General features: G+C 49.2%; 20 protein-coding genes and 4 pseudogenes. All 24 read left to right on the forward strand.

Annotated features, from left to right (window positions below; all coding sequences use genetic code 11):
* Window positions 1-120: 120 nt before the first annotated feature.
* The 24 genes and pseudogenes from HMPREF0080_RS04640 to HMPREF0080_RS04750 all read left to right on the forward strand — a co-directional run bounded on the left by HMPREF0080_RS04640 (window position 121) and on the right by HMPREF0080_RS04750 (window position 26,546).
* Window positions 121-495, forward strand: coding sequence for a pyridoxamine 5'-phosphate oxidase family protein (locus tag HMPREF0080_RS04640; RefSeq protein ID WP_006790106.1), 375 nt, complete (start codon window positions 121-123; stop codon window positions 493-495).
* Window positions 496-798: 303 nt separating this feature from the next.
* Window positions 799-2,604 (forward strand): DNA helicase RecQ, encoded by a 1,806-nt coding sequence (gene recQ / locus HMPREF0080_RS04645; RefSeq protein ID WP_006790107.1) that lies wholly within the window; start codon window positions 799-801, stop codon window positions 2,602-2,604.
* 15 nt (window positions 2,605-2,619) lie between these two features.
* Complete coding sequence (locus tag HMPREF0080_RS04650; RefSeq protein ID WP_006790108.1) at window positions 2,620-3,411, forward strand: thymidylate synthase; 792 nt, start codon at window positions 2,620-2,622, stop codon at window positions 3,409-3,411.
* Window positions 3,411-3,899 carry a dihydrofolate reductase gene (locus tag HMPREF0080_RS04655; protein WP_006790109.1) on the forward strand — a complete coding sequence of 163 codons (489 nt, stop codon included), beginning with the start codon at window positions 3,411-3,413 and terminating at the stop codon, window positions 3,897-3,899. Before HMPREF0080_RS04650 ends, HMPREF0080_RS04655 begins: the two co-directional genes overlap by 1 nt.
* A gap of 133 nt (window positions 3,900-4,032) precedes the next feature.
* Window positions 4,033-4,230: a cold shock domain-containing protein gene (locus tag HMPREF0080_RS04660; RefSeq protein ID WP_006790110.1), complete on the forward strand. Its 198-nt coding sequence runs from the start codon at window positions 4,033-4,035 to the stop codon at window positions 4,228-4,230.
* A gap of 156 nt (window positions 4,231-4,386) precedes the next feature.
* On the forward strand, window positions 4,387-4,791 hold the full coding sequence (locus HMPREF0080_RS10770; RefSeq protein ID WP_006790111.1) for an Aspartate/ornithine carbamoyltransferase, carbamoyl-P binding domain protein: 405 nt from the start codon (window positions 4,387-4,389) through the stop codon (window positions 4,789-4,791).
* Window positions 4,785-5,327, forward strand: coding sequence for a Rossmann-fold NAD(P)-binding domain-containing protein (locus tag HMPREF0080_RS10775; protein ID WP_006790112.1), 543 nt, complete (start codon window positions 4,785-4,787; stop codon window positions 5,325-5,327). Before HMPREF0080_RS10770 ends, HMPREF0080_RS10775 begins: the two co-directional genes overlap by 7 nt.
* A gap of 216 nt (window positions 5,328-5,543) precedes the next feature.
* Window positions 5,544-6,521 (forward strand): D-2-hydroxyacid dehydrogenase, encoded by a 978-nt coding sequence (locus tag HMPREF0080_RS04675; RefSeq protein WP_006790114.1) that lies wholly within the window; start codon window positions 5,544-5,546, stop codon window positions 6,519-6,521.
* A gap of 253 nt (window positions 6,522-6,774) precedes the next feature.
* Entirely contained in the window at window positions 6,775-7,182 is a 408-nt protein-coding gene (locus HMPREF0080_RS04680; protein WP_006790115.1) for a transcriptional regulator GutM, read from the forward strand.
* Window positions 7,182-7,709, forward strand: a complete 528-nt coding sequence (gene srlA, locus HMPREF0080_RS04685; RefSeq protein ID WP_006790116.1) for a PTS glucitol/sorbitol transporter subunit IIC — start codon at window positions 7,182-7,184, stop codon at window positions 7,707-7,709. The genes HMPREF0080_RS04680 and srlA overlap by 1 nt, the downstream gene beginning before the upstream one ends.
* 8 nt (window positions 7,710-7,717) lie before the next feature.
* Window positions 7,718-8,692: a PTS glucitol/sorbitol transporter subunit IIB gene (gene srlE / locus HMPREF0080_RS04690; RefSeq protein WP_006790117.1), complete on the forward strand. Its 975-nt coding sequence runs from the start codon at window positions 7,718-7,720 to the stop codon at window positions 8,690-8,692.
* 229 nt (window positions 8,693-8,921) lie between these two features.
* Window positions 8,922-10,871, forward strand: a complete 1,950-nt coding sequence (gene htpG / locus HMPREF0080_RS04695; RefSeq protein WP_006790118.1) for a molecular chaperone HtpG — start codon at window positions 8,922-8,924, stop codon at window positions 10,869-10,871.
* A 195-nt stretch (window positions 10,872-11,066) separates the two neighbouring features.
* Window positions 11,067-13,227 (forward strand): annotated as a pseudogene (gene uvrB / locus HMPREF0080_RS04700) (excinuclease ABC subunit UvrB).
* Window positions 13,228-13,230: 3 nt separating this feature from the next.
* Window positions 13,231-16,080 (forward strand): excinuclease ABC subunit UvrA, encoded by a 2,850-nt coding sequence (gene uvrA, locus HMPREF0080_RS04705; protein WP_006790122.1) that lies wholly within the window; start codon window positions 13,231-13,233, stop codon window positions 16,078-16,080.
* Between the two features lie 3 nt (window positions 16,081-16,083).
* Window positions 16,084-17,914: pseudogene (gene uvrC, locus HMPREF0080_RS04710) on the forward strand (excinuclease ABC subunit UvrC).
* Window positions 17,915-18,211: 297 nt separating this feature from the next.
* Window positions 18,212-19,045 carry a UDP-3-O-acyl-N-acetylglucosamine deacetylase gene (gene lpxC / locus HMPREF0080_RS04715; protein WP_040347267.1) on the forward strand — a complete coding sequence of 278 codons (834 nt, stop codon included), beginning with the start codon at window positions 18,212-18,214 and terminating at the stop codon, window positions 19,043-19,045.
* Window positions 19,046-19,056: 11 nt separating this feature from the next.
* Window positions 19,057-19,500: a 3-hydroxyacyl-ACP dehydratase FabZ gene (fabZ, locus tag HMPREF0080_RS04720; protein ID WP_006790127.1), complete on the forward strand. Its 444-nt coding sequence runs from the start codon at window positions 19,057-19,059 to the stop codon at window positions 19,498-19,500.
* 172 nt (window positions 19,501-19,672) lie between these two features.
* On the forward strand, window positions 19,673-20,485 hold the full coding sequence (gene lpxA / locus HMPREF0080_RS04725) for an acyl-ACP--UDP-N-acetylglucosamine O-acyltransferase (protein ID WP_006790128.1): 813 nt from the start codon (window positions 19,673-19,675) through the stop codon (window positions 20,483-20,485).
* Between the two features lie 322 nt (window positions 20,486-20,807).
* Window positions 20,808-22,369 (forward strand): annotated as a pseudogene (locus tag HMPREF0080_RS04730) (acyl CoA:acetate/3-ketoacid CoA transferase).
* Window positions 22,370-22,389: 20 nt separating this feature from the next.
* Window positions 22,390-23,307 (forward strand): VOC family protein, encoded by a 918-nt coding sequence (locus HMPREF0080_RS04735; RefSeq protein WP_006790132.1) that lies wholly within the window; start codon window positions 22,390-22,392, stop codon window positions 23,305-23,307.
* Between the two features lie 38 nt (window positions 23,308-23,345).
* On the forward strand, window positions 23,346-24,122 hold the full coding sequence (locus tag HMPREF0080_RS04740) for an acyl-CoA dehydratase activase (RefSeq protein WP_006790133.1): 777 nt from the start codon (window positions 23,346-23,348) through the stop codon (window positions 24,120-24,122).
* A gap of 185 nt (window positions 24,123-24,307) precedes the next feature.
* Window positions 24,308-25,033: pseudogene (locus HMPREF0080_RS11300) on the forward strand (2-hydroxyacyl-CoA dehydratase).
* Window positions 24,979-25,425: a 2-hydroxyacyl-CoA dehydratase family protein gene (locus HMPREF0080_RS11305; protein ID WP_280959833.1), complete on the forward strand. Its 447-nt coding sequence runs from the start codon at window positions 24,979-24,981 to the stop codon at window positions 25,423-25,425. Before HMPREF0080_RS11300 ends, HMPREF0080_RS11305 begins: the two are co-directional and overlap by 55 nt.
* Window positions 25,425-26,546 (forward strand): 2-hydroxyacyl-CoA dehydratase subunit D, encoded by a 1,122-nt coding sequence (locus HMPREF0080_RS04750; protein ID WP_006790137.1) that lies wholly within the window; start codon window positions 25,425-25,427, stop codon window positions 26,544-26,546. The genes HMPREF0080_RS11305 and HMPREF0080_RS04750 overlap by 1 nt, the downstream gene beginning before the upstream one ends.
* Window positions 26,547-26,699 lie beyond the last annotated feature (153 nt).

The following is a 26,699-nucleotide window of genomic DNA, read 5'->3' on the forward strand; positions in this document are numbered from 1 at the left end:
GATGTCGGCAGTTCGATCCTGTCATCGCCCACCAGCGGAAAGAGGATTGTGTCTATGCAGACACAGTCCTCTTTTCAGTTTAGCCATTATTGAGTCTTGTATTCCTGCAGGAGGTACAGTATGCTCCCCGAAAAATTGAAGAAAGTATTATCATATGAAGGCGTTGTGTCCATTACCACATGGACGGAAGCGGGGCCGCACGTAACCAATACGTGGAACTCGTATACCGAGACGACCGATGACGACAGGATTCTTATTCCCGCGGCCGGTATGACCAGCACGGAAGAAGATCTGGCTGTCAACGCGAACCTTATTCTTACGGCCGGCACCCGTGAAGTGGAAGGGTTCAACGGATATAAGGGAACGGGCTTCAGAATAACCGGCACGGCCGCAATGATTGAAAAGGGTGAGGAATTCGATATGATGAAGGAAAAATATCCTTTTCTCCGCAAAGTGTTGGAAGTAAAAGTAAAAGAAGCCAAGCAATTACTCTGAAATACGACAAAAGACCTTTCTCGGGAAGGTCTTTTTTTGCGAAATAACAGATGCTTAAGACGATTGCCGAAAATACCGCTTTAGGCGGCGCCTCCTGTTTGAATGATGGTGAAAGTCATCTCCGCCTTACCGGTTAACCCCGGCGGATAACGTCAAGAGATTTTGCGCACTGCGTTATGAAGAATCGGTAAACAAGACTCAATAATTTAAATTGCAAGAAGAACGGGACTGTAATAAAATGTGTATAGTGCTTTTGTTACAGTCTTTTTGACTATAAACATAGTGTGAGGATACGGGCTTTTGATGAAACCGACAGACGTACTGCAACAATATTTCGGCTATACTTCTTTTCGACCGGGGCAGGCTGCCGTCATCCGGTCTCTCCTGGCGGGGCGGGATTCATTGGCCATTATGCCGACAGGCGCAGGGAAGTCCCTTTGCTTCCAAATCCCCGCTCTTCTCATGGACGGAGTGACTGTCGTTATTTCACCGTTGTTGTCTCTCATGAAGGATCAGGTCGATGCTCTGGCGGCACAACACGTTGCCGCGACATATATCAACAGCCTGTGTACGTTTGCGGAATTGCAGGAACGGTTTCGCCTCTTGCGGCAGGGCAGGGTAAAGCTCGTTTATGTTTCGCCGGAACGACTGCAAAATGAATTCTTTACGAACTTTATGCGTACCGTGCCTGTCGCGATGGTTGTCGTTGATGAGGCGCACTGCGTGTCCCAATGGGGACATGATTTCCGCCCCGGTTACAGACTGATTAAAGATTGGATTGCCTCTTTACCGGTACGGCCTGTTGTCGGGGCATTTACGGCGACGGCAACGGAACATGTCAAGAATGATATGTTGACACTCCTGGGTTTGGGACGGCCTGCAATATTTATAGGCGGTTTCGATCGGCCGAATCTTTATTTTCGTGTTGTTCAAACACAGCATAAGACGGATTTTGTCCTTTCTTATCTGGCGGCGCATAAGGAGGATAGCGGCATCATTTATACGGCAACGCGAAAGGAAACGGATAAGGTTTACACGGCCTTAATGAAGGCGGGAGTTAAAGCGGGCCGCTATCATGCGGGGTTGACGGATGAGGAACGACAGCGGGCACAGGAGAATTTTACATATGACTGCGTGCAGGTCATGGTGGCGACCAATGCATTCGGCATGGGGATCGATAAAAGCAATGTGCGTTTTGTTATTCATTACCGGATGCCGAAGAATATGGAAAGTTACTATCAGGAAGCCGGCCGGGCAGGCCGCGACGGCGCTCCCGGTGAATGTATTCTCCTGTTCAGCCGCGGCGATATCATGGTGCAGCGATTCCTCATTGAAGTTTCCGTTCAGGATCCGGTTTTGCAGGCCAATGAATTGAAACTTATGAACCGCATGGTCGCGTATTGTGAAAATAAAGGCTGCCTGCGCCGCAATATACTTTCTTATTTCGGTGAAACGCCGGCGTGGTCCCGTTGCGATACGTGCGGTAATTGTGATGCCGAAACGATCGAAGAGGATATTACACAGGAAATTCGCCTTATCTGCATGTGTGTCGATGAATTGAAAGGGCGTTTCGGGCAAACGCTTGTCGGCAATATTCTCAAAGGCTCGCGGACGGCAAAGGTCAGACAGTACGGGTTTGAACGAAATGCCGCCTTCGGTATGCTCGGTGATTATTCGGCCGCTGCCGTCGGAACTCTTCTGCGTGAGGCGGTTACAGCCGGGTATCTTGAACAATCGGCAGGAAAATATCCCGTCCTTTCTCTTACCGCGGCGGGACGGACCATGCTTGGCGGGACGGGCGGCCGGACAGTTACCCGTACCCGGACTGTCGGGACGGAACTGCCCGTTGTGCAGCCGCGTCAAAAAACGGTGCCGAAAGAATATGATGAACGTCTGCGTCCCGTTTTTACAAAGCTGCAGAAGCTGCGTTACCAAATGGCACAGAAAGATCACATACCGCCTTTTGTCATCTTTTCGGACCTGACTTTGTGGGAAATGGCCGCACATATGCCGGCGACTCTTGATGAAATGCGGGCCGTAAAAGGGGTCGGCGAATTTAAATTGCATAAATACGGGCCTGCTTTTTTGCGGGCGCTGAAGAATGAATAGAAAGGTGATACTACTATGAGCATTGCAGATAAACAATACCTATCGATTGTGGAACATATTCTGGATCACGGGTATTATGCCGATAACCGCACCGGCGTGCCCGCGTACAAGCTGCCTCATCAGATGATGCAGTTTGATTTGTCGGAAGAATTCCCTATTCTGACGACAAAGTTCGTCGCTTTTAAGACGGCAGTGAAAGAGCTTTTGTGGATCTGGCAGCTTCAGAGCAATGACGTGCGGGAGTTACAGAAGATGAACTGCCATGTTTGGGATGAATGGATGCGTGAGGACGGGACCATCGGCAAGGCCTACGGGTATCAGATTCGCAAGTTTAAACAGGTCGATACGCTGATCAGACAGTTGAAAGAAGAGCCGCAGAACAGACGGATGATCGTCTCTCTCTGGAATATGGAAGACTTGGAGGACATGGCGTTGCAGCCCTGTGCTTTTCAAACCTTGTGGGACGTTACGGACGGCAGGCTCAATTGCATGCTTATTCAGCGCAGCGGTGATATGGGGCTCGGCGTTCCTTTCAATATGACGCAGTACGCCGTGCTTATCCACCTCTTTGCACGTGTTACGTCTCTGCAGCCCGGACTTTTTACGCATGTCATCAATAATGCGCACATTTATGAAAATCACGTGGCTGCTTTGCGCACGCAGTTGGCACGCAAAGACCGGGCTGCAGCCGCACCGAAACTTGTCATTGCCGACGGCATTACGGACTTCTATGCGTTTAAACCGGAAGATATCGCTCTCGAAGGGTATGAACATGCGGGAAAGCTTCCCATGGAGGTCGCCGTTTAATGATCAACATTATTGTTGCCAGGGATCGAAATAACGGTATCGGCAAAGACGGGGATCTGCTTTGCCGCATTACGGCCGATCTGAAACGGTTTAAGGCGCTTACGACAGGCCATGATATCATTATGGGCAGAAGGACGTTTGAAAGCCTGCCCGGACTGCTGCCGGGCCGCGGGCATATCGTTCTTACGACACAGGCGGATTATACGTCGAAGCATGAAGGGATAAAAGTGTATCATTCCGTTGATGATTTATATCATAGTCTGGATAAGGGAAAAGAGTACTTTGTCATCGGCGGGGCATCTGTGTATGAAGCATTTTTGCCGTTTGCCGAACGCATGTATATTACGGAAATAGATGCAAAATTCGATGCGGATACTTTCTTCCCGCAAGAGGAGAAGGAAGAGTGGGTCATAGAATCAAGAGAAGATCATGATAAAACAATAGATAATAAATATGCATATTCTTTTGTTGATTATGTACGCAGGTAGAAAGGAAAAAACGTAATTATCCCTTCAGGCTTCGGGAATATTAAAAATATTCATTGACACAGAAATTTAAACGTGTTACACTTGCTTTATAGCTACTGAATAGCTGGAAGTTTTTAGCTTAGGAGGATTTGTCATGCAAGGTAAAGTAAAATGGTTCAGTGCAGAAAAAGGTTATGGTTTCATCGAAAGAGAAGACGGCGGTGACGTATTCGTTCACTTCTCCGCTATCCAGGAAGACGGCTTCAAATCCCTGACTGAAGGTCAGGAAGTTGAATTTGACATCGTTGACGGCGCTCGTGGCCCGCAGGCAGCTAACGTAACCAAAGCGTAAGCTGTGATAAACAGACCTTTTAAGACGGTAACTCGGGTTGCCGTCTTTTTTTATACCTTGATAACGGATTAATATAAAATAAACGCTTGACATAAATATCCTGAGTGATAGTATATAAATACGGATAAAGGGTTGGTGTCGGAAAGAGAGGAAACTATGAAGCATGTCAATTGTCTCAATGATTTTACGGTAGATGAATTAAAGGGGATACTTCTTCTGAGTAAACGGATTAAAGCTGACCGGAATGCATATAAACATATTCTTGATGATAAGAAATTATACATGATTTTTGAAAAGACATCGAACCGGACATATTTGTCCTTTATGATCGGTATGGAAGAGCTGGGCGGGAAAGCCTATAACCAGAAATGGGCGGACAGTAATTTTACGATCGGCGACCTCATGAGTGAAGTGAAGTATGTATGCCGGAATGTCGATTGTATTATGGGCCGGTTCAAAAAAGCGGAAACGACGGAAGGATTTATGAAATATGCGACCGTACCCGTCATAAACGGTTGTGACAATACGTTTCATCCGTCCCGGCCCTGGCCGATATGTTGACGCTCTATGAAAAGACGGGCCGGTTCGATGTAAAAGTCCTCTATATCGGGGCTAAGAACAATACATTCAATTCCCTGTCCGAGCTGGTTGTCGCCCTCGGCGGCACAATGTACGGATTGACGCCTTTCAGCCAGGTTATGAATGTAGATGACACGTTCTATACAAATCTGGAAAAAACAGGCCGTTATATTGAACTGGATCCGCATATATCCAAAGACGACTTAAAGAAAACGGTTGCCGACGCGGATTGCGTTTATACGGATACGTGGGTGGACATGGAATTCTTTACCAATCCCGAATACAAAGAAAAGAAAGAAGCTATCAATAAAATGATGATGCCTTATCAGATTGACGCGGATCTTATGGCCGGGACGGATACACTGGTCTTTCATGACATGCCCGTTCATCCGGGATATGAAATTACGGGGGAGGTGTTGGAACAGCACTTGGATACCATTCTCGACGAAGCGGAAAATCGGCGGCATGCCGAAAAAGGGCTTCTCGTTTATTTATTGACGGGGAAACTTGATTGGTAATACCGATTATACGGGCACGGGAGAGAGCACCGCTCTTTCCCGTGTTTTTGATAAAGAGCGGATAACGACCGTTTTCTTTAAGTGTGCCGGACCGCGCGGATCGCAGTCCGGATGTGAGGCGGGTCTCAATCTCATGTATGGAGAAAAAACGGGATATGCTATAATGGAAGCCGTAACAGGCGTGCGTATTTTCTTATGTCAGAAGGAGAAAATTATATGAATATACTTGTGGCTTGTGCCGTGACGAAGGAGCATAAACGCCGTATTATGGCGGCGGCAAGAGATAATGAGGTTATTTTTTGTGACGGCAGTTTACAGGGCTTCGCCGCTCCTGTCGACGAGCATGTCCTTGCCGGTGCCGATATTATTATCGGTAATATTGCGCCGGCCTTACTGCGGCATGCACGACAGTTAAAATGGCTCCAATTAAACAGTGCCGGAGCCGGTTCGTACTGCATACCCGGGTTGCTTCCCGAGGGCGTTATCCTTACCAACGCGACCGGCGCATACGGCATAGCCGTTGCGGAGCATATGACGGCTCAGGTTCTCATGATGATGAAACGGCTGCCTGCGTACTATGATAATCAGAAAGAAGAAATCTGGCGGGATGAAGGTGTCGTGGGAGGGTTGTTCGGTGCAACTGTCGTCGTCATCGGGTATGGCGATATCGGATCTACCTTCGGCAAACAAATGCAGGGGTTCGGCGCTCATGTTATCGGAATCCGACGCCGCTCGACGGCAGCGGCTCCCGGTGCGGATGAAATGGGGACGATGGAACGATTGGATGATTATCTGAGCCGTGCCGATGTAGTCGCTGCCGCACTGCCGGATACGGAAGCGACAAGAGGCCTGTTTACGGCAGAACGGTTCGCGGCTATGAAGAAGGGTGTTTATTTTGTCAATGCCGGGCGCGGTAATGCCGTGGATCAGGACGCGCTTTGCAATGCCCTGGCAAGCGGGCAAATCGGCGGAGCCGCTCTTGATGTAACCGAACCCGAACCGCTGCCGCGGGGACATCGCTTATGGAAAACAAAGGGCCTGTATATTACGCCGCACGTTTCGGGCGGCCTTCATCTGAAATATACGCACGATATGATTATTGATATTGCCGTACGTAATTTAAGGGCCTTTTTGGCCGACTGCCCGCTTATAAATGAAGTGGACTTAACGACAGGCTATAAGAAGCAGGTATGATAACGACCCCGCACATGTTGCGGAGAAACGCTTCCGGGCAAAGACAGTTGACGAAAGTACCTTATGTTTACAAAAATTCAGATATAAAATATATTGAAAGAAAATAAAAGCTGTGCTATTCTATACGAAGAAATTCGGTTGCTTTTATGAAGTACCCGTATTCAGAATCCGGATGAAGAGCACTGCACCCCGGAACGGGAAGACCTGTTTCGGGGTGTTTTTGTGAGTAGTCCCGTGAGAATGAGGAGAATTTATGGAAGTTGCATTATTTTTCGGTATGTTGTTCGTCTTAATGGGAGGGCAGATTCTCGGCACGCGGTTACAGGTAAAGTCTTTTAATGAATCAATGAAAAAACTCCATAAAAAGGGCAATGTCGGTGTCGGTTCGAAGAAACGCAAAGTCGGGGCCGGCTATGTCATACTGATTGCCTGTGATAATACCGGCATTATTACGGGTGCCGAACTGATGAAAGGGCTGACCGTATTTAATCGTTTTAAACCGTATAACGAGTTAAACGGACGGTCCGTTTATGACGTGAACAGTCATTTTAAAGGATTCGGTAAATATAAGAAAGACGAATACAGCGGGTATATTCAAGCCCTTGACGCATTGGAAGCAAAGCTGGCCGAGACGGCGGCCGGTAAGGAGGTTAACGCTTAATGGAACTGATTGCGGCATGTGCCAACTCTTTTATTGAACTCTTTAAAGTCGGCGCCCATATTTTTACGGGTTTCGTAACGGGAATTATTCCTTTGGTCATCGTTTTGATGACTGCCGTAAACTCGCTTATCAAAATTATCGGCGAACAGCGTTTTTATCACTTTGCCAAAAAGGCGACAAAATATAAGGCGGCCCGGTATACGATTGTGCCGGTCTTGTCGGTTATCTTCCTGACCAGTCCCATGTGTTTCACGTTCGGGCGCTTTGTCGATGAAAGATATAAACCTGCTTTTTATGATGCCCAGGTCAGCTTTGTTCATCCCGTGACGGGACTCTTCCCGCATGCTAACGGCGGTGAACTCTTTGTCTATATGGGTATAGCGGCAGGTATTCAGGCGTTGGGCTACCAGCTCGGCGACCTGGCTGTCCGTTATTTTCTTGTCGGTATTGTCGTTATCTTTCTGCGCGGCATTATTACGGAACGTATTTACTTCCACATGTGCCGCAAAGCGGGACGAAGGGTATAGGTGGCATCATGTATAAACCGGTAGTTGTGTGTAAAGGTAACGGCGGGTGGGGCGGCCCGATTACGCTCGTGCCGACGGAAAAGAAACATATTATCCTCAGTGTTACCGGTGGCGGGATTCATCCCATTGCCAAACAGCTCGGCGAGCTTTCGGGAGCTGACGTTATAGACGGGTTCAGTACCGGCGTGAAGGACGAAGAAATTTTGGCGGCAGTCATTGACTGCGGCGGGACGGCTCGTTGCGGCGTATATCCGCGCAAAGGGATCAAGACCGTCAATGTCGTTCCCGTCGGCCAGTCGGGACCGCTTGCCAGATTTATAAAAGAAGAGCTCTATGTTTCCGGTGTTACGGCTGAATGCATCACCTATGCCGGTAAAGAAGCGGCGGAAAGACAGGCGGCGGCAGATGCGGCGGCTCCGGAAAAGGCCGTTCGCGTGTCTGTCTCGGATCGGCCGAAAGCCAATATTGTCACCCGTATCGGTATCGGTATCGGCCAGGTCGTCAATAAATTTTACGCTTCGGGCAGAGAATCCGTCGATATTACGATTAAAAGCATCTTGCCCTTTATGGCTTTTGTCAGCATGATTCTGGGCATTATTACGGCCACGGGTATCGGCAATGTCATTGCCGTCACTATTTCTCCCGTTGCGGGGACTTTACCGGGCATGCTCATCATTTCACTTGTCTGCGCGTTGCCTTTTATTTCCCCCATCCTCGGGCCGGGAGCGGTTATCGCTCAGGTTATCGGGACCTTGCTGGGAGCGGAAATCGGCTTAGGGCATATTCCGCCGCAATACGCCCTGCCCGCACTGTTTGCTATTGATTCACAGGTAGGCGCGGATTTTATCCCTGTCGGACTCAGCCTCGGCGAAGCCGAACCGGAAACCATCGAACTCGGTGTGCCGGCAGTATTGTATTCTCGGACTATTACAGGGCCTTTGTCCGTGCTCCTGGCATACGCCGCCAGCATCGGTCTGTACTGAGATGGAGATATAAACAGGTTGCTGCCCCGGCAGCAGCCTGTTTTGTATTTTGAATTAAGATTTCAAGAAAAACGGGTATTTTAGCCGCGGCTGCCGGGTTGTATGAACGGGAGAATGAAAATCTGACGGAGTCGTCCTACATAATATTTTGACTTTTTGCCCTTTGTATATTATGATAAGGATAGTGTTTCGGCATATATCCGAACAGAGTAAGGAAGGAGTTTGAAAAATGACTAAGGAACGACATGAATTTCAAGCGGAAACCAAGCAGTTGCTGGATCTGATGATCCATTCTATTTATACGAATAAGGAAATTTTCTTGCGCGAGTTGATCTCCAATGCATCCGATGCAATTGACAAGCTGCATTATGAGTCGCTTACGGACCGCGAACTTTTGGAAGGGGACGCGGAATTTTCTGTTCGCCTGGCCGTCGATAAGGACGCGAAGACGTTAACGATTGCCGATAACGGTATCGGTATGGATAAGCAGGATATTGTTGATAATCTCGGTATGATTGCCCACTCCGGCACGAAGGAGTTTCTCGAACGGTTGCGTGAGGCAAAGGAAAAAGACGCGGATGTATCGGACAAGGAGCTGATCGGTCAATTCGGGGTCGGCTTCTATTCGGCGTTTATGGTGGCGAAAAAGGTTATTGTGAAAACGCGCAAAGCCGGCACGACAGCAGGCTGGTCATGGGAATCGACCGGCGACGGATCGTATACTCTTGATGAAGCTGCCGTCGCCCGCCACGGTACGGCCATCGTTTTGGAACTGAAGGACGAATTTACGAGCGGTGACGCCGATTTTCTTGATGAAGATAGTATTGCCGGATTGGTGAAGAAGTATTCCGATTACATTCGCTATCCCGTTAAGATGAATGTAACGGTTGAGGAAATTCCCAAAAATGAAGACGGCAAGCCCATTGAAGGCGCTGAACCGAAACAGAAAACGGAATTGAAAACATTGAATTCCATGCAGCCCTTATGGACGCGCAATAAGTCGGACATTACGAAAGATGAATATAAAGATTTCTTCCGTCATCAGTTTTATGAATGGGAAGAACCGATGGAGATTTTCCATACGAAGGCTGAAGGTACCGTCGAATATACGGCTTTGCTTTTTATTCCGGGCAGTGCGCCTTTTAACCTCTATTACAGTGATTATGAACCGGGCGTACAATTATATTCGCGGCATGTCTTCATTATGGATAAGTGCAAAGATCTCCTGCCGGATTATCTGCGTTTCATTAAAGGGCTTGTCGATTCGCCGGATCTGTCCCTGAACATTTCCCGTGAAATTTTACAACAGAGCCGCAGCCTTAAACTTATCGGCAAAAACATGGAAAAGAATATTCTCAAGACCTTGGCGCGCAAGCTCGAAAAAGACCGTGAAGGATATGAAAAGTTCTGGGCCGAATACGGCAAATCATTAAAGATCGGTATTTACAGCGGTATGATGACGGGTGAGAGCCACATTGAGAAGTTAAAAGATCTGGTCCTTTTCCTTTCGTCGGCGGAAGGAAAGCTCGTCTCGTTGAAAGAGTATACGGCACGTATGAAAAGCGGTCAGGAAAAGATTTACTATGCTGCCGGTAAGTTTAAAGAAAGCATTGACGCCATGCCGCAGACGGAACTTCTGCGCGCCAGGGGCATTGAAGTCCTGTATCTTCTCGATCCGGTCGATGAATTCGCCGTGGAAGCTATCCGCGAATACGACGGTAAGACCTTCCATTCTGTCAGCCGCGGTGACCTGGATCTGGAAGACGATGCGTTTAAGGAAGAAAAGAAGAAAAATGAAGACCTGGCTAAATCCAATGAAGACATGCTGAAGGATGTGAAGGACGTACTCGGTGCAAAAGTAGCGGATGTTCGCCTTTCCAATCGCCTGAAGAGCGGCGCCGTCTGCATTGTAGCCGATGCGGCAGGCCCGTCTATCGCGATGGAACAGGCCTTTGCCGGCGCCAACAACCCCTTCATGAAGGCGCGGCGAATTTTGGAAATCAATCCTCATCATGACCTCTTCGGCAAGTTGCAGAAGGTTCATGAGGGCGGAAAAGACAGTGCCGCTTTTAAAGAGTACAGCGGGCTCCTTTATGACCAGGCGTTGCTGCTCGAAGGGATTATGCCGGATGACCCGGCAGCCTTTGCCAACAAAGTAGCTCAACTAATGGCCAAATAATACGTAGAGGCAGCGCAATCAGCGCTGCCTCTCTCTATGAGCATACGTTTGCGGCTTTTCTTTCGGGAAAACCGTAAAAAACGTAACATATGCCTGCAAGTGACGGGGAAGGGACGCGCTCTTCCTGTCATACCGAACATATGTTAGAATAGTAGCATTACAGTATATCCATTTAAATTTATATAGAGGTACAGCATGAATGTAGAGGAACGCAATAAGGACTATGACCGATCCCGTCCGTTTCGCGTTGAGGCACCGTATGAGCTGACAGGCGATCAGCCCGAAGCCGTAGAGTCGTTGGCTGCCGGCATTGAGAGCGGTCAGTGGGCACAGGTCCTTCTCGGTGCGACCGGCACGGGCAAGACATTTACAATGGCAAAGCTCATAGAAACGGTACAGAAACCGACCCTCGTCATAGCTCACAATAAAACCCTTGCAGCACAGTTGTGCAGTGAATTTAAGGCGTTTTTTCCCGATAACGAAGTGGGATATTTTGTCAGTTATTATGATTATTATCAGCCGGAAGCGTATATTCCCTCAACCGATACGTATATAGAAAAAGATTCGGCCATTAATGACGAAATTGATAAATTGCGCCACTCGGCGACAATGAGCCTTTTCGAGCGGCGTGATGTGATTATTGTAGCTTCCGTTTCCTGTATTTACGGGTTAGGCGACCCGGAAGATTACAGCGACCTCGTCGTCTCGTTGCGTCTCGGGCAGGAGAAGGCGCAGACCGAAATTCTCCGTAAGCTCGTCGATATTCAGTATACGCGCAATGATATGGACTTACAGCGCGGTACGTTCCGCGTCCACGGCGATACGATTGAAGTGTTCCCGGCGGCTTTTGACAGTTCGATTATCCGTATTGAAATGTTCGGGGATGAAATCGACCGTATGACGGAGGTGGATGTGCTGACCGGTGAAATTCTTGCCGAACGGAAGCATATAGCCATTTATCCGGCCAGCCATTATGTTACGACAAAAGAAAAGATGCAGCGTGCTCTCGGCACGATTAACGGCGAGCTGGCCGAACGTCTCGCCGTGTTACGGGATCAGGGCCGCCTGCTTGAAGCGCAGCGGTTGGAACAGCGGACGCGATATGATATGGAAATGATGGAAGAAATGGGCTATTGCTCGGGTATTGAAAACTATTCGCGGCACTTGTCGGGCCGTAAGCCGGGCGAAGCCCCGTATACGCTGCTTGACTATTTCCCCGGTGATTTTCTCATTCTCGTGGATGAGTCGCATGTCACGATCCCCCAGCTGCGGGCGATGTATGCCGGCGATCGGTCGCGTAAAGAATCACTCGTTGAATACGGCTTCCGCCTGCCGTCCGCTCTTGATAACAGGCCGCTTAATTTTAATGAGTTTGTTGATCGTATCAACCAAATCGTCTATGTCAGTGCAACGCCCGGCGATTATGAAATGGAAGTACAGACCAACTTGTCGCAGCAAATCATCAGGCCGACGGGGCTGCTCGATCCGCGCGTGGAAATTCGCCCCGTTACCGGGCAGATGGACGACCTGCTCGGTGAAATCCGCAAGCGCATAGAAAAGAAGGAACGCGTCCTCGTCACGACGTTGACGAAGAAAATTGGCTGAAGATCTGACGGATTATCTGAAAGAAACGGGCATTCTCGTCCGCTATCTCCATTCCGATATTGCCACTATTGAGCGTGCCGAGATCATTCATGATTTGCGTGCCGGTATCTTTGACGTTCTCGTCGGGATCAATCTTCTTCGTGAAGGGCTCGATATGCCGGAAGTATCTCTTGTTGCCATCATGGATGCCGATAAAGAAGGCTTCCTCCGTTCCGATACGTCCCTCATCCAGACGATGGGGCGCGCGGCACGCAATGAAAACGGTACGGTTATCATGTATGCCGACACCGTAACCGGTTCAATGCAACGCGCCGTTGATGAAACGGAACGCCGCCGTGCCGTTCAGAAAGCCTATAATAAAGCACATCATATTATCCCGAAGTCCGTCAAAAAAGAAGTCGTCAACCTCATTGAGCTGACAAAGGTTTCGGAAGAAGAAAAAGCATACAAGAGCGGCACGGAAGGGTTGACGAAAGACGCGTTGCATAAGGTTATTCATACGCTTACGCAGCAGATGAAGACGGCGTCGAAAAATCTTGAATTTGAAAAGGCCGCCGCATTGCGTGATCGTCTGGGGCAGCTGAGACAGCAATTAGCCGATATGGCGCACGATGATACGCTGCCGAAAGAGATGCAGGACGAAGCTATGCCTTCGGCCCGCTATGTCCGCAAGGTCCGCCATCCTTCCCTGCGCCGCAGGAAGGGCGGGACGCCGAAAGACGGCGGTACAAGTAAAAGGAGCAAAAAATAAAGCATGGCAGACTCACAAATCGTCATAAAAGGTGCGCGTCAGCACAACTTGAAAAATATAGATATTACCGTTCCTCGTGACAAGTTTGTCGTCATTACGGGCCTGTCGGGATCCGGCAAGTCGTCGCTTGCTTTCGACACGATTTACGCTGAAGGGCAGCGCCGCTATATCGAATCACTTTCCGCTTATGCCCGCCAGTTTTTGGGGCAAATGGACAAGCCCGATGTGGATTATATAGAAGGCTTGTCGCCGGCTATTTCCATCGACCAGAAGACGACAAGCCGCAATCCGCGTTCCACGGTAGGGACGGTTACGGAAATTTATGACTACCTTCGTTTGCTTTACGCGCGTATCGGGACCGCCTTTTGCCCCGAATGCGGCAAACCTATTCAACAGCAGACGATTGAACAGATGGCCGATGCGGTCCTTGCCCTCGGCGAGGGACAAAAGATCATGGTTATGGCGCCTGTCGTCGACGGACGCAAGGGCACACATCAGAAAGTATTGTCGCAGCTCGTCAGAGACGGTTATGTACGCGTTCGTGTCGACGGTGAAATATACTTGCTTGCCGATGACATTCCGATGGAAAAAAATAAGAAGCATACTGTTGAGGTCGTCGTCGATCGCCTTGTCGTAAAAGCGGAAATTATGACCCGTCTCAGTGATTCTCTTGAGACGGCGGCAAAGCTCGGCAACGGTATCGTTCGTATCCTGCGCGTTGATACGGGTAAGGTCCTGACGTTTAGTCAGAACTTCGCCTGCCCTGATTGTCATATCAGCCTGCCTGAAATCGAGCCGCGTCTTTTTTCCTTTAACAGCCCCTTCGGGGCTTGCCCGTCCTGCTCCGGTATCGGTAGCACGATGGAAGTGGACAGGACTCTCGTTTTGCCGGATGAGCATAAATCCTTTGCCGACGGTGCTGTCGCGGCGCTCAGCAATAACCCGAATTCATGGTTCATGCGCCAGCTCGGCGGACTCTTAGGCCCGAAAGGCTATACCGTGGAAAACTCTTTTGCCGATTTGGATAAAGAAACGCAGGAAAAAATTCTTTGGGGGTCGGCGGATGAATGTATATTTGAATATGAGAATATGCGCGGTGAAGTAAAATCCTTTACGACTCCTTTTGAAGGGGTCATGCCTATGGTGCAGCGCCGCTATAAAGAAGCGTCGACAGACATGATGCGCGATCAGTTTGAAGCTTTTATGACTATTAAACCCTGCTCGGCGTGTCACGGCTCGCGTCTCCGTCCGGAAGCATTGGCTATTAAGGTTGGCGGCTTCAATATCCACGAACTGACCGGCTTGACCGTGACGAAGATGATCGAATTCTTTGATACCCTTGATTTAACGGAGAAACAGGCAATTATCGGCAAGCAGGTTCTGAAAGAAATTAAAGCGCGGCTGGCCTTTTTGCAGACAGTCGGCCTTGAGTACTTGACCTTATCGCGTACGGCAGGCACCCTCTCGGGCGGTGAAGCACAGCGTATTCGTTTGGCTACGCAAATCGGCGCCGGCCTTGTCGGCGTTCTGTACATCCTTGATGAACCGTCCATCGGCCTGCATCAGCGGGATAACGACAAGCTTTTGTCCGCCTTGAAGCGCCTGCGCGATGCCGGCAATACTCTTATCGTTGTCGAACATGATGAAGATACGATGCAGGCGGCCGATTGCATCGTCGATATCGGGCCCGCTGCAGGCGAACACGGCGGTAATGTTGTCGCGCAAGGGACGGCGGCTGATATTATGGCCTGCAAAGAATCACTTACAGGGCAATATTTGTCCGGCAAAAAGTACATTCCCGTACCGGCAGAACGGCGTAAAGGGAACGGTACGTACGTGGAAATTATCGGCGCGAAAGAGCATAATCTGAAGAATATCAACGTGTCCGTCCCCGTCGGTACACTTACGGTTGTTACCGGTGTCTCCGGCTCCGGAAAGTCGACACTCGTTAATGAAATACTTTACAAGGGTATGGCTGAAGCAGTATACGGCACGCCTCATCGTCCCGGTGCGTTCAGGGCGATTAAGGGTACCGAATACATAGATAAAATCATCAATATCGACCAGGCGCCTATCGGCCGTACGCCCCGTTCCAATCCGGCAACGTATACTGGCGTCTTTGATTTCATACGGCAGCTTTACAGCCAGACGGCGGAAGCGAAAATACGCGGTTACAAGGCGGGGCGTTTCAGCTTCAATGTCAAGGGCGGCCGTTGTGAAGCCTGCCGCGGTGACGGCATTATCCGCATCGAAATGAACTTTCTCCCCGATGTATACGTACCTTGCGAAGTATGTCACGGTGCACGATATAACAGGGAGACCCTCGAAGTAAAGTACAAGGGTAAGACGATTGCGGAAGTCCTTGATATGACCGTAGATGAAGGCTGTGAATTTTTCGGCAACGTACCGCGCGTTCTCCATAAATTGAAATCTCTGCAGGATGTGGGCCTCGGTTATATCCGTCTCGGACAACCGGCGACAACCCTGTCCGGCGGAGAAGCGCAGCGTGTTAAATTGGCGACGGAACTGTCTAAACGTAGCACGGGCAGGACTCTTTATATCCTGGATGAACCGACGACAGGTCTGCACAGTGCCGATATTCATAAGTTGATGAATGTCTTGCAGATGCTCGTCGACGGCGGTGACACGGTTGTCGTTATCGAACACAATCTGGATGTTGTCAAGACGGCGGATTATCTGATTGACCTCGGTCCTGAAGGCGGCAACGGCGGCGGTACGGTCGTGGCTACAGGGACGCCGGAAGAAATTTGCCGGGTGAAACGGTCTTATACGGGACAATTCCTCAAGCCCGTTTTGGAGCGGACAAAGAGATTGATGAAAAAGAAGAGGTAAGGCATGGCGGTTCGTGAAGATGTACTGGAAAAAATTAAACAGTTGACAACTGAACCGGGCGTCTATCTTTGGAAGGATGAAAAAGGCCGCATTCTCTATGTCGGCAAGGCCGTCAATTTACGTAACCGCGTAAAGAGTTATGTTCGTAAAGATTCAAACCGCGCCGTTAAGGTGGCGGCTATGATGAGCCATGCCGTCCCTTGGAAACGATTGTCGTCGCGAATGAGCCGGAAGCGCTGATTCTTGAAAATACGCTCATCAAAAAGCATCATCCCCGTTACAACATCATGCTGCGTGACGATAAGACCTATCCGTATATCAAGGTGACCGTTCAGGAAGAGTATCCGCGCGTATTTATGACGCGCCGCGTACAGCGTGACGGCGCCCGTTATTTCGGCCCTTTTGCCGATGCGGGAGCCGTCCATCGCGTTCTGAAATTGGTGCAGGTTGCGCTTCATTTGCGTACTTGCCGCTCCATGAAGGTCGCCCGCCCCTGTCTGCAATATCATTTAGGACATTGTGACGCTCCCTGCATGAACTATATTTCCAAAGATGATTATCGCAGGCAGGCGGAACTTGCCGTCGATGCGCTGGAAGGCAGAAACCGGCGGCTTGTAAACGACCTGCGGAATAAAATGGAAGAGGCCGCAGCGGGCCTGGCATTTGAAAAAGCGGCGATGTACCGCGATCAGCTGGAAGCACTGGCCGCCGTTAAGGAACAGCAGGATATTGATCGAGGACCGGTGCGGGCGACTCGGATATTATCGGTTTCGCCGTAGAAGCGGGACAGACGTGCGTGCAGATCTACATGATCCGCGGCGGTAAACTCATGGGCCGGGAAATCTTCCATATCGAAAACGGTGATGATGAAACGAGCTCGTCCCTGACGGCGGCGGTCCTCGATCAATATTATGTGAACGGCGTTTTCGTGCCGAAGGAAATCGTCGTTGCCGCTGTTGAACGGAAGGAAGAGTACGAACGGCGCCTGTCTGCGCAAAAAGGAAGGAATGTATCGCTTATCGTACCCCGGCGAGGAATGAAAAAGCGCCTTCTTGAAATGGCTGAAACCAATGCCCGTGTTCTTCTCGAACAGCGGCGCCTCCAATGGCAGCATGACAAGGATAAAACGAGCGGCGCCGTTGAAGCGTTGGCACGCGTTCTCGACTTGCCCTGTCTGCCCGAACGGATGGAATGTTTCGATATTTCCCATACGCAGGGGATTGAAACGGTTGCTTCCATGGTTGTCTTTGAACACGGCAGGCCGGCAAAGTCTGAATATCGCCGTTTTAAATTAAAAACGGTACAGGGTAAGCCCGATGATTTTGCGTCTATGGCGGAAATCATGGAGCGGCGCTACAGTGAAAAAGATTGGCCCGAACCGGATCTGATTATCATTGACGGCGGGAAAGGACAGCTCCATGCGGCACTGCCCGTTATCAGGCAGGCCGGAACGGAAGCGACGGTCATCAGCCTGGCTAAGCGTATTGAAGAAATCTTCGTCGAAGGTCGGAGCGAGTCCGTTATTCTCAGCCATCATACGCCGGAGCTGCAGCTCCTTCAGGCTATCCGCGATGAGGCTCATCGCTTCGCCATCACGTACCACCGCAAGCTGCGGGGCAAGCGCAGCCTCGTTTCCGTCCTCGATCATATTGAAGGTATCGGACCGAAGCGGCGTAAAGCCATTTGGCAGACTTTCAGAACCTTGAAGGAGATCAAGGCGGCGTCTGTAGAAGAACTGGCTTCCGTTGAAGGGATGAACAAAACGGCTGCAGAAAATGTATATTATTTTTTCCGGCTTGAAAAATCGGAAAAACAGAACAGGATAACTAGATGATGGGTATATTACTTTTAGACGGCAGTACTTTTCTTGAAAGATGAGAGGGGGGTCAAGGTGACGGATAAAAATCTGATGAAAGCTGTTGTCATTTATGAACCGGGCGGATACGGAAAGGTTGTTGTCGTCAACCCGTAGTTTGCAACCGACTGTTAAGAAAGATTTTTCCTTAACAGTCCGGAAGACGCAGAATGCACAAACCGGGGCGCTATTTGTCAACGCCTGTAGAATAGGATATAATTAACCAGTATGTGATGAAATATGTCTGTATGAAAACAAGGAAGGAGACGTGTTTTCATGTCCCCGATGATGCAAACGACACTAAATAAAACCGTAAGCTATGAAGGCATAGGCCTCCATGCGGGATTGCCCGTCCATATGACATTGCGCGCTGCGGAAGCGAATACAGGAATTCATTTTATTCGTACCGATCTGCCCGGCAGTCCGGCTATACCGGCTAATTTATCATATGTAACGAATACGATGCGGGCGACGACCCTGGAAAAGGGAGAAGCAAAAGTTTTTACGGTAGAACATCTCCTTTCCGCTTTACAGGGACTGCATATTGATAATTGTATTGTTGAAATGGATTCGGTCGAACCGCCCGTTGCCGACGGCAGCAGTGCCGATTTTGTGACCATGATCAGAAAAGCGGGCATTCGTGAACTCAACGCGAAGCGGGAAGTTTACCGTGTCAAAAAACAGCACCTCGTTCAGGAAGAGGATAAGTTTATCGCCATTTTGCCGTATGACGGATTCCGCATTACGTTTACCTCTATTAACCCGCATCCTTTATTGGGCGTGCAGTTTATTGACACGGAGATTACGGAACAGTCGTATATTGACGAGATTTCCTTTGCCCGTACCATTGCTTTTACGGAAGAGCTTGAAATGATGAAAAAACTTGGCCTCGGCAAGGGCGGTACTATTGAAAACGTAGTCGTTTATGACAACGACGCATGCCTTTCCGTCCCGCGCACGAGCGATGAACTGGTCCGTCATAAAGTGTTGGATATTATCGGTGATCTGTCTCTTATAGGCAGGCAGCTGCAAGGCCATGTCATTGCCGTCAAGTCCAGCCATAAACTGAATAATCTGTTAGCACGGCAGATTTATAAAGAAATGAATTAGGAGGAATTAAAATGATTTTGGAAGTAACGGATATTATGGAAATTTTGCCGCACCGCTATCCTATGCTTTTGGTAGATCGCATTATTGAACTGGAACCGATGAAATATGCTGTCGGCATTAAGAATGCGACTTTCAATGAAACCTTTTTTCAGGGCCACTTTCCGGGAAAACCGGTAATGCCCGGTGTTCTGCTTGCAGAAGCGATGGCTCAGGTAGGCGGTGTCGCCTTGTTATATCCTGAAGAAAACAGAGGCCTTATTCCTTTCTTTACCGGTATCGATAAACTTCGTTTCCGTCACCCCGTCAAACCAGGCGACCAGGTCGTCATGCGGGCAGATATCGTAAAAATCAAGGGGCGCATGGGTAAGGTCAAAGCACAGTGTCAAGTCGGTGAAATTGTTTGTGCTGAAGGTGAATATCTCTTCGCGTTAATGCCCGGACAGGAAAAGAAATAAAAGCGGAAAAATAAAGTATTCGGGAGTATGTTGAAGAAAACGGACGTTAACTAGGTAATAATCACAGATTAGGGAAGTTATAAAAGCTCTTTTTCTGACGATTGTACTAATAGACGTATTTTCTGAAATAGATACCGGACTCTTGTTGAGAGGAAAATGAGGAGTGAATTTAATGAGCGACGAAAGGGAGACACGTTTTGCGAGCCTCATTCACCCAACGGCAATTATAGATCCCCATGCAACTATCGGCGAAGGTGTAAAGATAGGTCCCTATGTTATTATCGGCCCGAATGTTAAAATCGGTGACGGGACTGAAATTATGTCCCATGCCGTTATTGACGGCTGGACGACAATCGGCAAGGACTGCCGTTTTTTCCCGAGCGTATCCATCGGCTCGGAACCGCAGGACTTGAAGTTTAAAGGTGAAAAGAGTTATGTCATTATCGGCGATCGTTCCGTATTCCGTGAATTCGTTACAGTCAGCCGTGCTACCGGTGAAGGCGAAGAGACTCGCATCGGCAATGATTGTCTTTTCCAGGCGTGCACGCATATTGCGCACAACTGTGTTCTCGGCAATAATATCATTATGAGTAACTGTGCCGGTCTTGCCGGCCACGTTACCGTTGAAGACCGTGTTGTTATCGGCGGCATCGCCGGTATTCACCAATTTGTAAAGGTAGGACGGAACGCCATGATCGGCGGGCTGGCGAAGGTCGTACAGGATATTCCTCCTTTCGTCATTGCCGACGGCCAGCCGGCCCGGATTATCGGGCTCAACAGCGTAGGCCTTGCGCGGGCGGGCATGTCCGAAGAAACGCGCCGTGAATTGAAGAAAGCGTTCCGGATATTGTACCGTTCGGGGCTTAATTTAGCGGAGGCCATTGAAATGATGGAACAGGACCTTAACAGTACGGAAGAAGTAGAGCATCTCCTTCGCTTCCTTCGCAATGCGGAGCGGGGCATTTGCAGAGGCGCAAAAGACTGATATATTGGAAAACGAGATTTTGTAACAGCACTCCCCGGCGAGATACGCCGGGGAGTGCTGTTTTTTATATCGTCCCTGTGTAAGACGGGAACCGGTTCAAGATGATAAGACAGTACGATGAGGAAAACTCTTATCATGTATCCTGACGATCATGGTTTTTCGGATTACCGTTGTCCATATATCGTTAACTGAACGGGCTGACAATACAATTATCATTCCTTGACAGTATATAAAATTAGAGTTATCATTCTTAATGGTAATTGAAGGAGCGGTGATTAAAATATTATCGGGCCCGGTATCTTGAAAGGAAGGATACATTACGATGAGGAAAGTGAAAATTATCACAGCGGATGTGGCGGCTAATCTGATAAAAGACAATGATACGCTTACCAGCATGGGGTTTGTTGCCTGTGCGCACCCTGAAGCATTAACGAAGGCGTTGGAGAAACGGTTTCTGGAGACAGGCAGTCCGAAGAATTTAACGTACACTTATTCGGCTTCTCAAGGCAACAGGACCGGTATAGGGGCGGAACATTTGGCGCATGAAGGCCTTTTAAAACGGCTGATTATCGGTCATTATCAGACTGTACCGGCTTTGGCGCGATTAGCCGTTGATAATAAAATTGAAGCGTACAACTTCTCTCAAGGTACTATGTGCCATATGTTCCGTGCTATGGCGGGCAGGAAAATCGGTGTGTTTACGGGCATCGGATTGCATACCTTCCTTGATCCCCGGTATGGCGGCGGCAGAATCAACGACATAGTCAACCGAAGATATTGTTAAGCTGGTAACTGTTGAAGGGCAAGAACAGCTCTTTTATCCGACATTTCCCATTGACGCGGCTTTTCTTCGCGGCTCCTATGCCGATGAAGCCGGCAATATTACGACGGAAGAAGAAGTCGCGCCTCTTGAGAATACGACGGTCGCTCAAGCAGTGCACAATAACGGCGGTATCGTCATCGTTCAGGTTAAAAAGGTGGTGGCACACGGCTCTTTAGACCCCCGCCTCGTTACAATTCCCGGTATTTATGTTGACTATGTCGTTGTTGCCGATGAAGGAGACCATGAACAGGCTTTCGGCTGTAAATTCGATCCGACTCTCTGCGGTGACAGACGCGCTCCGGAAGATACCGGTGGAGAAGCGCTTCCTCTCAGCGCCAAAAAAATCATCGGCCGTCGCGGCGCGCTTATGCTGAAAGAAGATGTTGTCGTTAACCTCGGCGGAAGTTCCCGAATATGTGGCGGCCGTAGCCGGTGAAGAAGGAATTGCCGATGACTTTACGTTGACTGTCGAAAACGGTGCTATCGGCGGTGTACCGCAAGGCGGTGCGCTGTTCGGCTCGGCCAGAAATGCCGACGCATTTGTGGCCCAAGATTATCAGTTCGACTTTTATGACGGTGCCGGTTTGGATATGGCCTTTCTGGGGCTGGCGCAATGTGATGAAAAAGGGAATATCAACGTTAGCCGTTTCGGTCCGAGGATTGCCGGCTGCGGCGGGTTTGTCCATATTTCCCAGATGACGCCGAACGTATTCTTCTGCGGTACTTTTACGAACGGCGGCTTAAAAGTCGCTGTTGAAAACGGTGAAGTAAAAATCCTTCAGGAAGGGAAGTCAAACAAATTTGTCAAATCGGTTGACCAGGTTACTTTTAACGGTGAATATGCGACAAAGATGCACAAAAATGTCTGGTATATTACGGAACGCTGCGTCTTTAAGCTGACAGATAAGGGTCTGAAACTGACGGAAGTGGCACCGGGTGTTAACGTAGAAAAAGATATTCTTGCCCATATGGATTTCAAGCCGATTGTAGAGGATTATACGACTATGGACACCCGGATTTTCAGTGAGTCGCTAATGGGATTAAAAAACAGGAATATATAATAAAAAAGGAGAGTAAGCAAATGAAACCTATGAGACTTCATCATGTCGGTATCGTACTTCCGACTTTGGAAAAAGCACATGAGTTCATGCAAAATAACGGATTGGAAATTGATTATGCCGGGTATGTGGAGGCCTATCAGGCGGACCTTATTTTCACCAAAAAAAGTGAATACGGCAGTCCTATTGAAATGATCATTCCTCATGCCGGTGTTTTGACGGAATTTAACGGCGGCCGCGGCGGTATTGCGCATATCGCCTTTGAAGTTGACGATGTTGAAGCTGTCCGCCGGGAAATGGAAGCCGACTGTCCCGGCTGTATGCTTGAAAAGAAAGCCGTACAGGGAACGGAGGATATTATTGTAAATTTTCGCCGTCCTTCCACAAACCGGGGTATTCTCGTGGAGTACGTGCAGACAACGGCTCCGATTGTCGGTAAGGATGCCGATCCTTTTGTGAAAGAAATGGGGCTTGAAAAAGGGCGACTCAAAGAATCCTGGCATCCCTTGCGGTTACACCATGTCGGTATCGTTTTGCCGACCATGGAAGCAGCTCATGATTTCATGAAAACAAACGGTCTTGAAGTCGATTATGCCGGCTTTGTGGACGCGTATCATGCCGATCTTATTTTTACAAAAAAAGGAGAATACAGCAGTCCCATTGAGTTTATCGTTCCTCGTGAAGGCGTCCTGAAAGACTTTAACGGAGGCCGCGGCGGCATCGCCCACATCGCTTTTGAAGTGGAGGACGTTGAAAGCGTTCGTCAGCTCATGGAAAAAGAAACTGAAGGCTGTATGCTTGAAAAGAAAGCCGTTCAAGGTACGGACGATATTATAGTGAACTTCCGCCGTCCCAGTACGGATGCGGGCATTCTCGTCGAATACGTGCAGACGACGGCTCCCGTTAACAGAGATAAGCCGAACCCGTTCCCGGATTTATAATACTCTCTCGGAATCTATTATCGGAAAGGAAAAGCAGCATGTACACACTAGGTATTGACGTAGGTTCGTCTTCGTCAAAAGCTGTAATCTTAGAAGACGGTAAAACTATTACGGCACAGCGGGTTGTTGAAATCGGTACAGGTTCCAGCGGCCCTGAAAAAGTTCTTGATGAAGTGTTTAAGGAAGCAAATCTTACGGTTGATGATATGGCCAATATCATTTCTACAGGGTTCGGCCGTTTCAATGTTGAATGCGCAAAAGGTGAAATCAGCGAAATCACGTGCCATGCGAAAGGCGCTCTTTTTGAAATTCCCGGCACAACGACGATTCTTGATATCGGCGGTCAGGACGTGAAGGCTATTAAACTGAACGGGCAAGGCATGGTCATGCAGTTTGCCATGAATGATAAATGCGCCGCCGGTACGGGTCGTTTTTTGGATGTAATGTCCAAGGTATTGGAAATTCCCATGTCGGAGATGGGTGACTGGTATTTCAAATCAAAGAATCCCGCGCCGGTCAGCAGTACCTGTACCGTGTTTGCCGAATCGGAAGTTATCTCCCTTCTGGCAAAGAAAATCCCCAAGGAAGATATTGTCGCAGGCGTTCATAGATCAATTGCCAGTAAGGCCAGTGCGCTTGTTCGCCGTGTAGGGGTTGACGGCACTCTTACCATGACAGGCGGCGTCGCCCGTGATCTCGGCGTGGTTGACGCGATTTCCCGGGAATTGGGCGTTGAAGTGAAAGTTGCCGCCCATCCTCAGGCCGTCGGGGCTCTCGGCGCGGCGTTGCTGGCCTATGAAAAAATCAATAGATAAAGGAGAGAATCACCATGAGTGAAGAAAAAATGTTAGACATTGAAAGCATGAGTTCCAAAGATGCTCTCGGGTATTTCCTGCCGAAAGTCGATGAAGATGCCAGACAGGCGAAAAAAGAAGGACGGCTCGTGTGTTGGTCCGCCTCTGTTGCGCCTCCGGAATTCTGTACAGCCATGGATATTGCCATGGTTTATCCGGAAACACATGCGGCAGGCATCGGTGCCCGACACGGCTCGCCGGCACTTCTTGAGGTTGCGGAAAACAAGGGCTATGACCAGGATATCTGTTCTTACTGTCGGGTTAACATGGGGTATATGGAACTCATGAAACAGCAGGCAATGACCGGTGTTACTCCGAAGACGCTGGAAGAATCCCCCGCGTCCCGTGTCCCGCTTCCGGATGTAGTCCTTACTTGCAACAATATTTGCAATACACTGCTTAAATGGTATGAAAACCATGGCAAAAGAGCTGCATGTTCCCCTGATCAATATCGACTTTCCCTTCAACCATGAATACCCTGTCTCAAAACATGCAAAACGTTATATTGTCGGTGAATTCCGGAGGCCATCCGTCAGCTTGAAGAATTGACAGGCCGCCCTTTTAACTATGACAAATTCTTTAAAGTACAGAAACAGACACAGCGATCTATTGCCGCCTGGAATAAAATTGCGACATTCTTCCGGTATAAGCCGTCGCCGCTTAACGGGTTCGACCTTTTTAACTTCATGGGTCTTGCCGTAGCGGCCCGTTCTTTGAACTATTCCGAAATTACATTCAACAAACTGGTTAAAGAATTGGAAGAAAAAGTCAGCAATCAGAAATGGGCTTTCGGCGAAAACGAAAAATCCCGTGTAACATGGGAGGGTATCGCTGTGTCTGGATCGGGTTGGGCCATACATTTAAAGAACTGAAAGGCCGCGGCTCCCTGATGACCGGTTCCGCATACCCCGGCATGTGGGACGTATCGTATGAGCCGGGAAATTTGGAATCCATGGCGGACGCGTATTCCCGTACTTATATCAACTGCTGTCTTGAACAGCGTGGCGCCGTTCTTGAACAAGTCTGCCGCGACGGCAAATGTGACGGCTTGATCATGCATCAAAACCGTTCCTGCAAGAATATGACATTGCTTAATAACGAAGGCGGTCAGCGTGTCCAGAGAAACCTCGGCATTCCCTATGTCATCTTTGACGGTGACCAGTGCGATCCCCGCAATTTCTCGGAAGCGCAGTTTGATACACGCGTAGAAGCACTTTGTGAAACGATGGAAGAACAGAAGACAAGCGAAGGAGGAAAACGGTAATGAGCAAGATTGATGAGCTTATCGGCAAATTTCAGGAAGTATCCGATCATCCGCAGAAAACGGTTTTGGCGTATAAAAAAGAAACGGGTAAGGGCCTCGTCGGCATGATGCCTTATTATGCTCCTGAGGAAATCGTGTATGCTGCGGGGTATCTGCCTGTAGGCCTCTTCGGCGCCCAGAAGCCGGAAATAGCGGCGGCGCGTACATATCTGCCGCCCTTTGCCTGTTCCCTGATGCAGGCGGATATGGAACTGCAACTGAACGGCACATATGATTGTCTGGATGCGGTTGTTTTTTCTGTACCTTGTGATACGCTCCGCTGCATGAGCCAGAAATGGCACGGTAAGGCTCCGGTCGTTGTTTTCACGCATCCGCAGAACCGTAAGATCAGAGCCGCCGTCGATTTTCTGCGTGCAGAATTCGAACACGTCCGCAGTGAATTGGAACGTATCCTGTCTGTAACGATCTCCGACCTCGCTGTCCAGGAAGCCATCAAAGTGTATAATGAGAACCGCCGGATCATGCGGGAATTTTGTGATGTGGCCGCCCGGTATCCGCAGATTTTCACACCCGTAAGACGGCATGATGTCATCAAGGCGCGTTGGTTTATGGATAAAGCCGTTCATACGGTCTGGGTCCGTGAACTCATTGATGCTGTCAAGGCCGAACCGGTCAACCCTTGGAACGGTAAGAAGATCGTTCTCTCCGGTATTATGGCTGAACCGGACGAACTTCTCGATATCTTCCGGGAATTCAACCTGGCCGTTGTCGCCGATGATCTGGCACAGGAATCCCGACAGTTCCGCACAGACGTACCGTCCGGCATTGATCCGTTGGAACAGCTTGCGCAGCAGTGGCAAAATTTCGACGGGTGCCCCTTGGCATTGAACCCTGACAAACCGCGCGGTCAGATGCTTATCGATACGGCGAAAAAATACAGTGCAGATGCTGTAGTTGTCTGTATGATGCGTTTCTGTGATCCCGAAGAATTTGACTATCCTATTTACAAAGTCGAATTTGAAGAGGCGGGTGTGCGGTATACTTCTCTTGACGTCGATCTCGAGTCCCCGTCGTTGGAACAGCTGCGTACACGCGTTCAGGCATTCTCGGAAATTCTCTAAGGGCAAGTATTGCCGCCGGGAACGGAAGCACGTAAGCCGCATACAGGCAGGACTGTCGGGGTGTTCTGACCAGTCCTGCCTGTAGAGCGATTACATATATTTCAGAACATGTATATCATGTCAGGAGGAATTAATTATGGATTTCAGATTAAC

The sequence above is a fragment of the Megasphaera geminata F0357 genome (assembly GCF_000239275.1).
GTDB lineage: Bacteria > Bacillota > Negativicutes > Veillonellales > Megasphaeraceae > Megasphaera > Megasphaera geminata.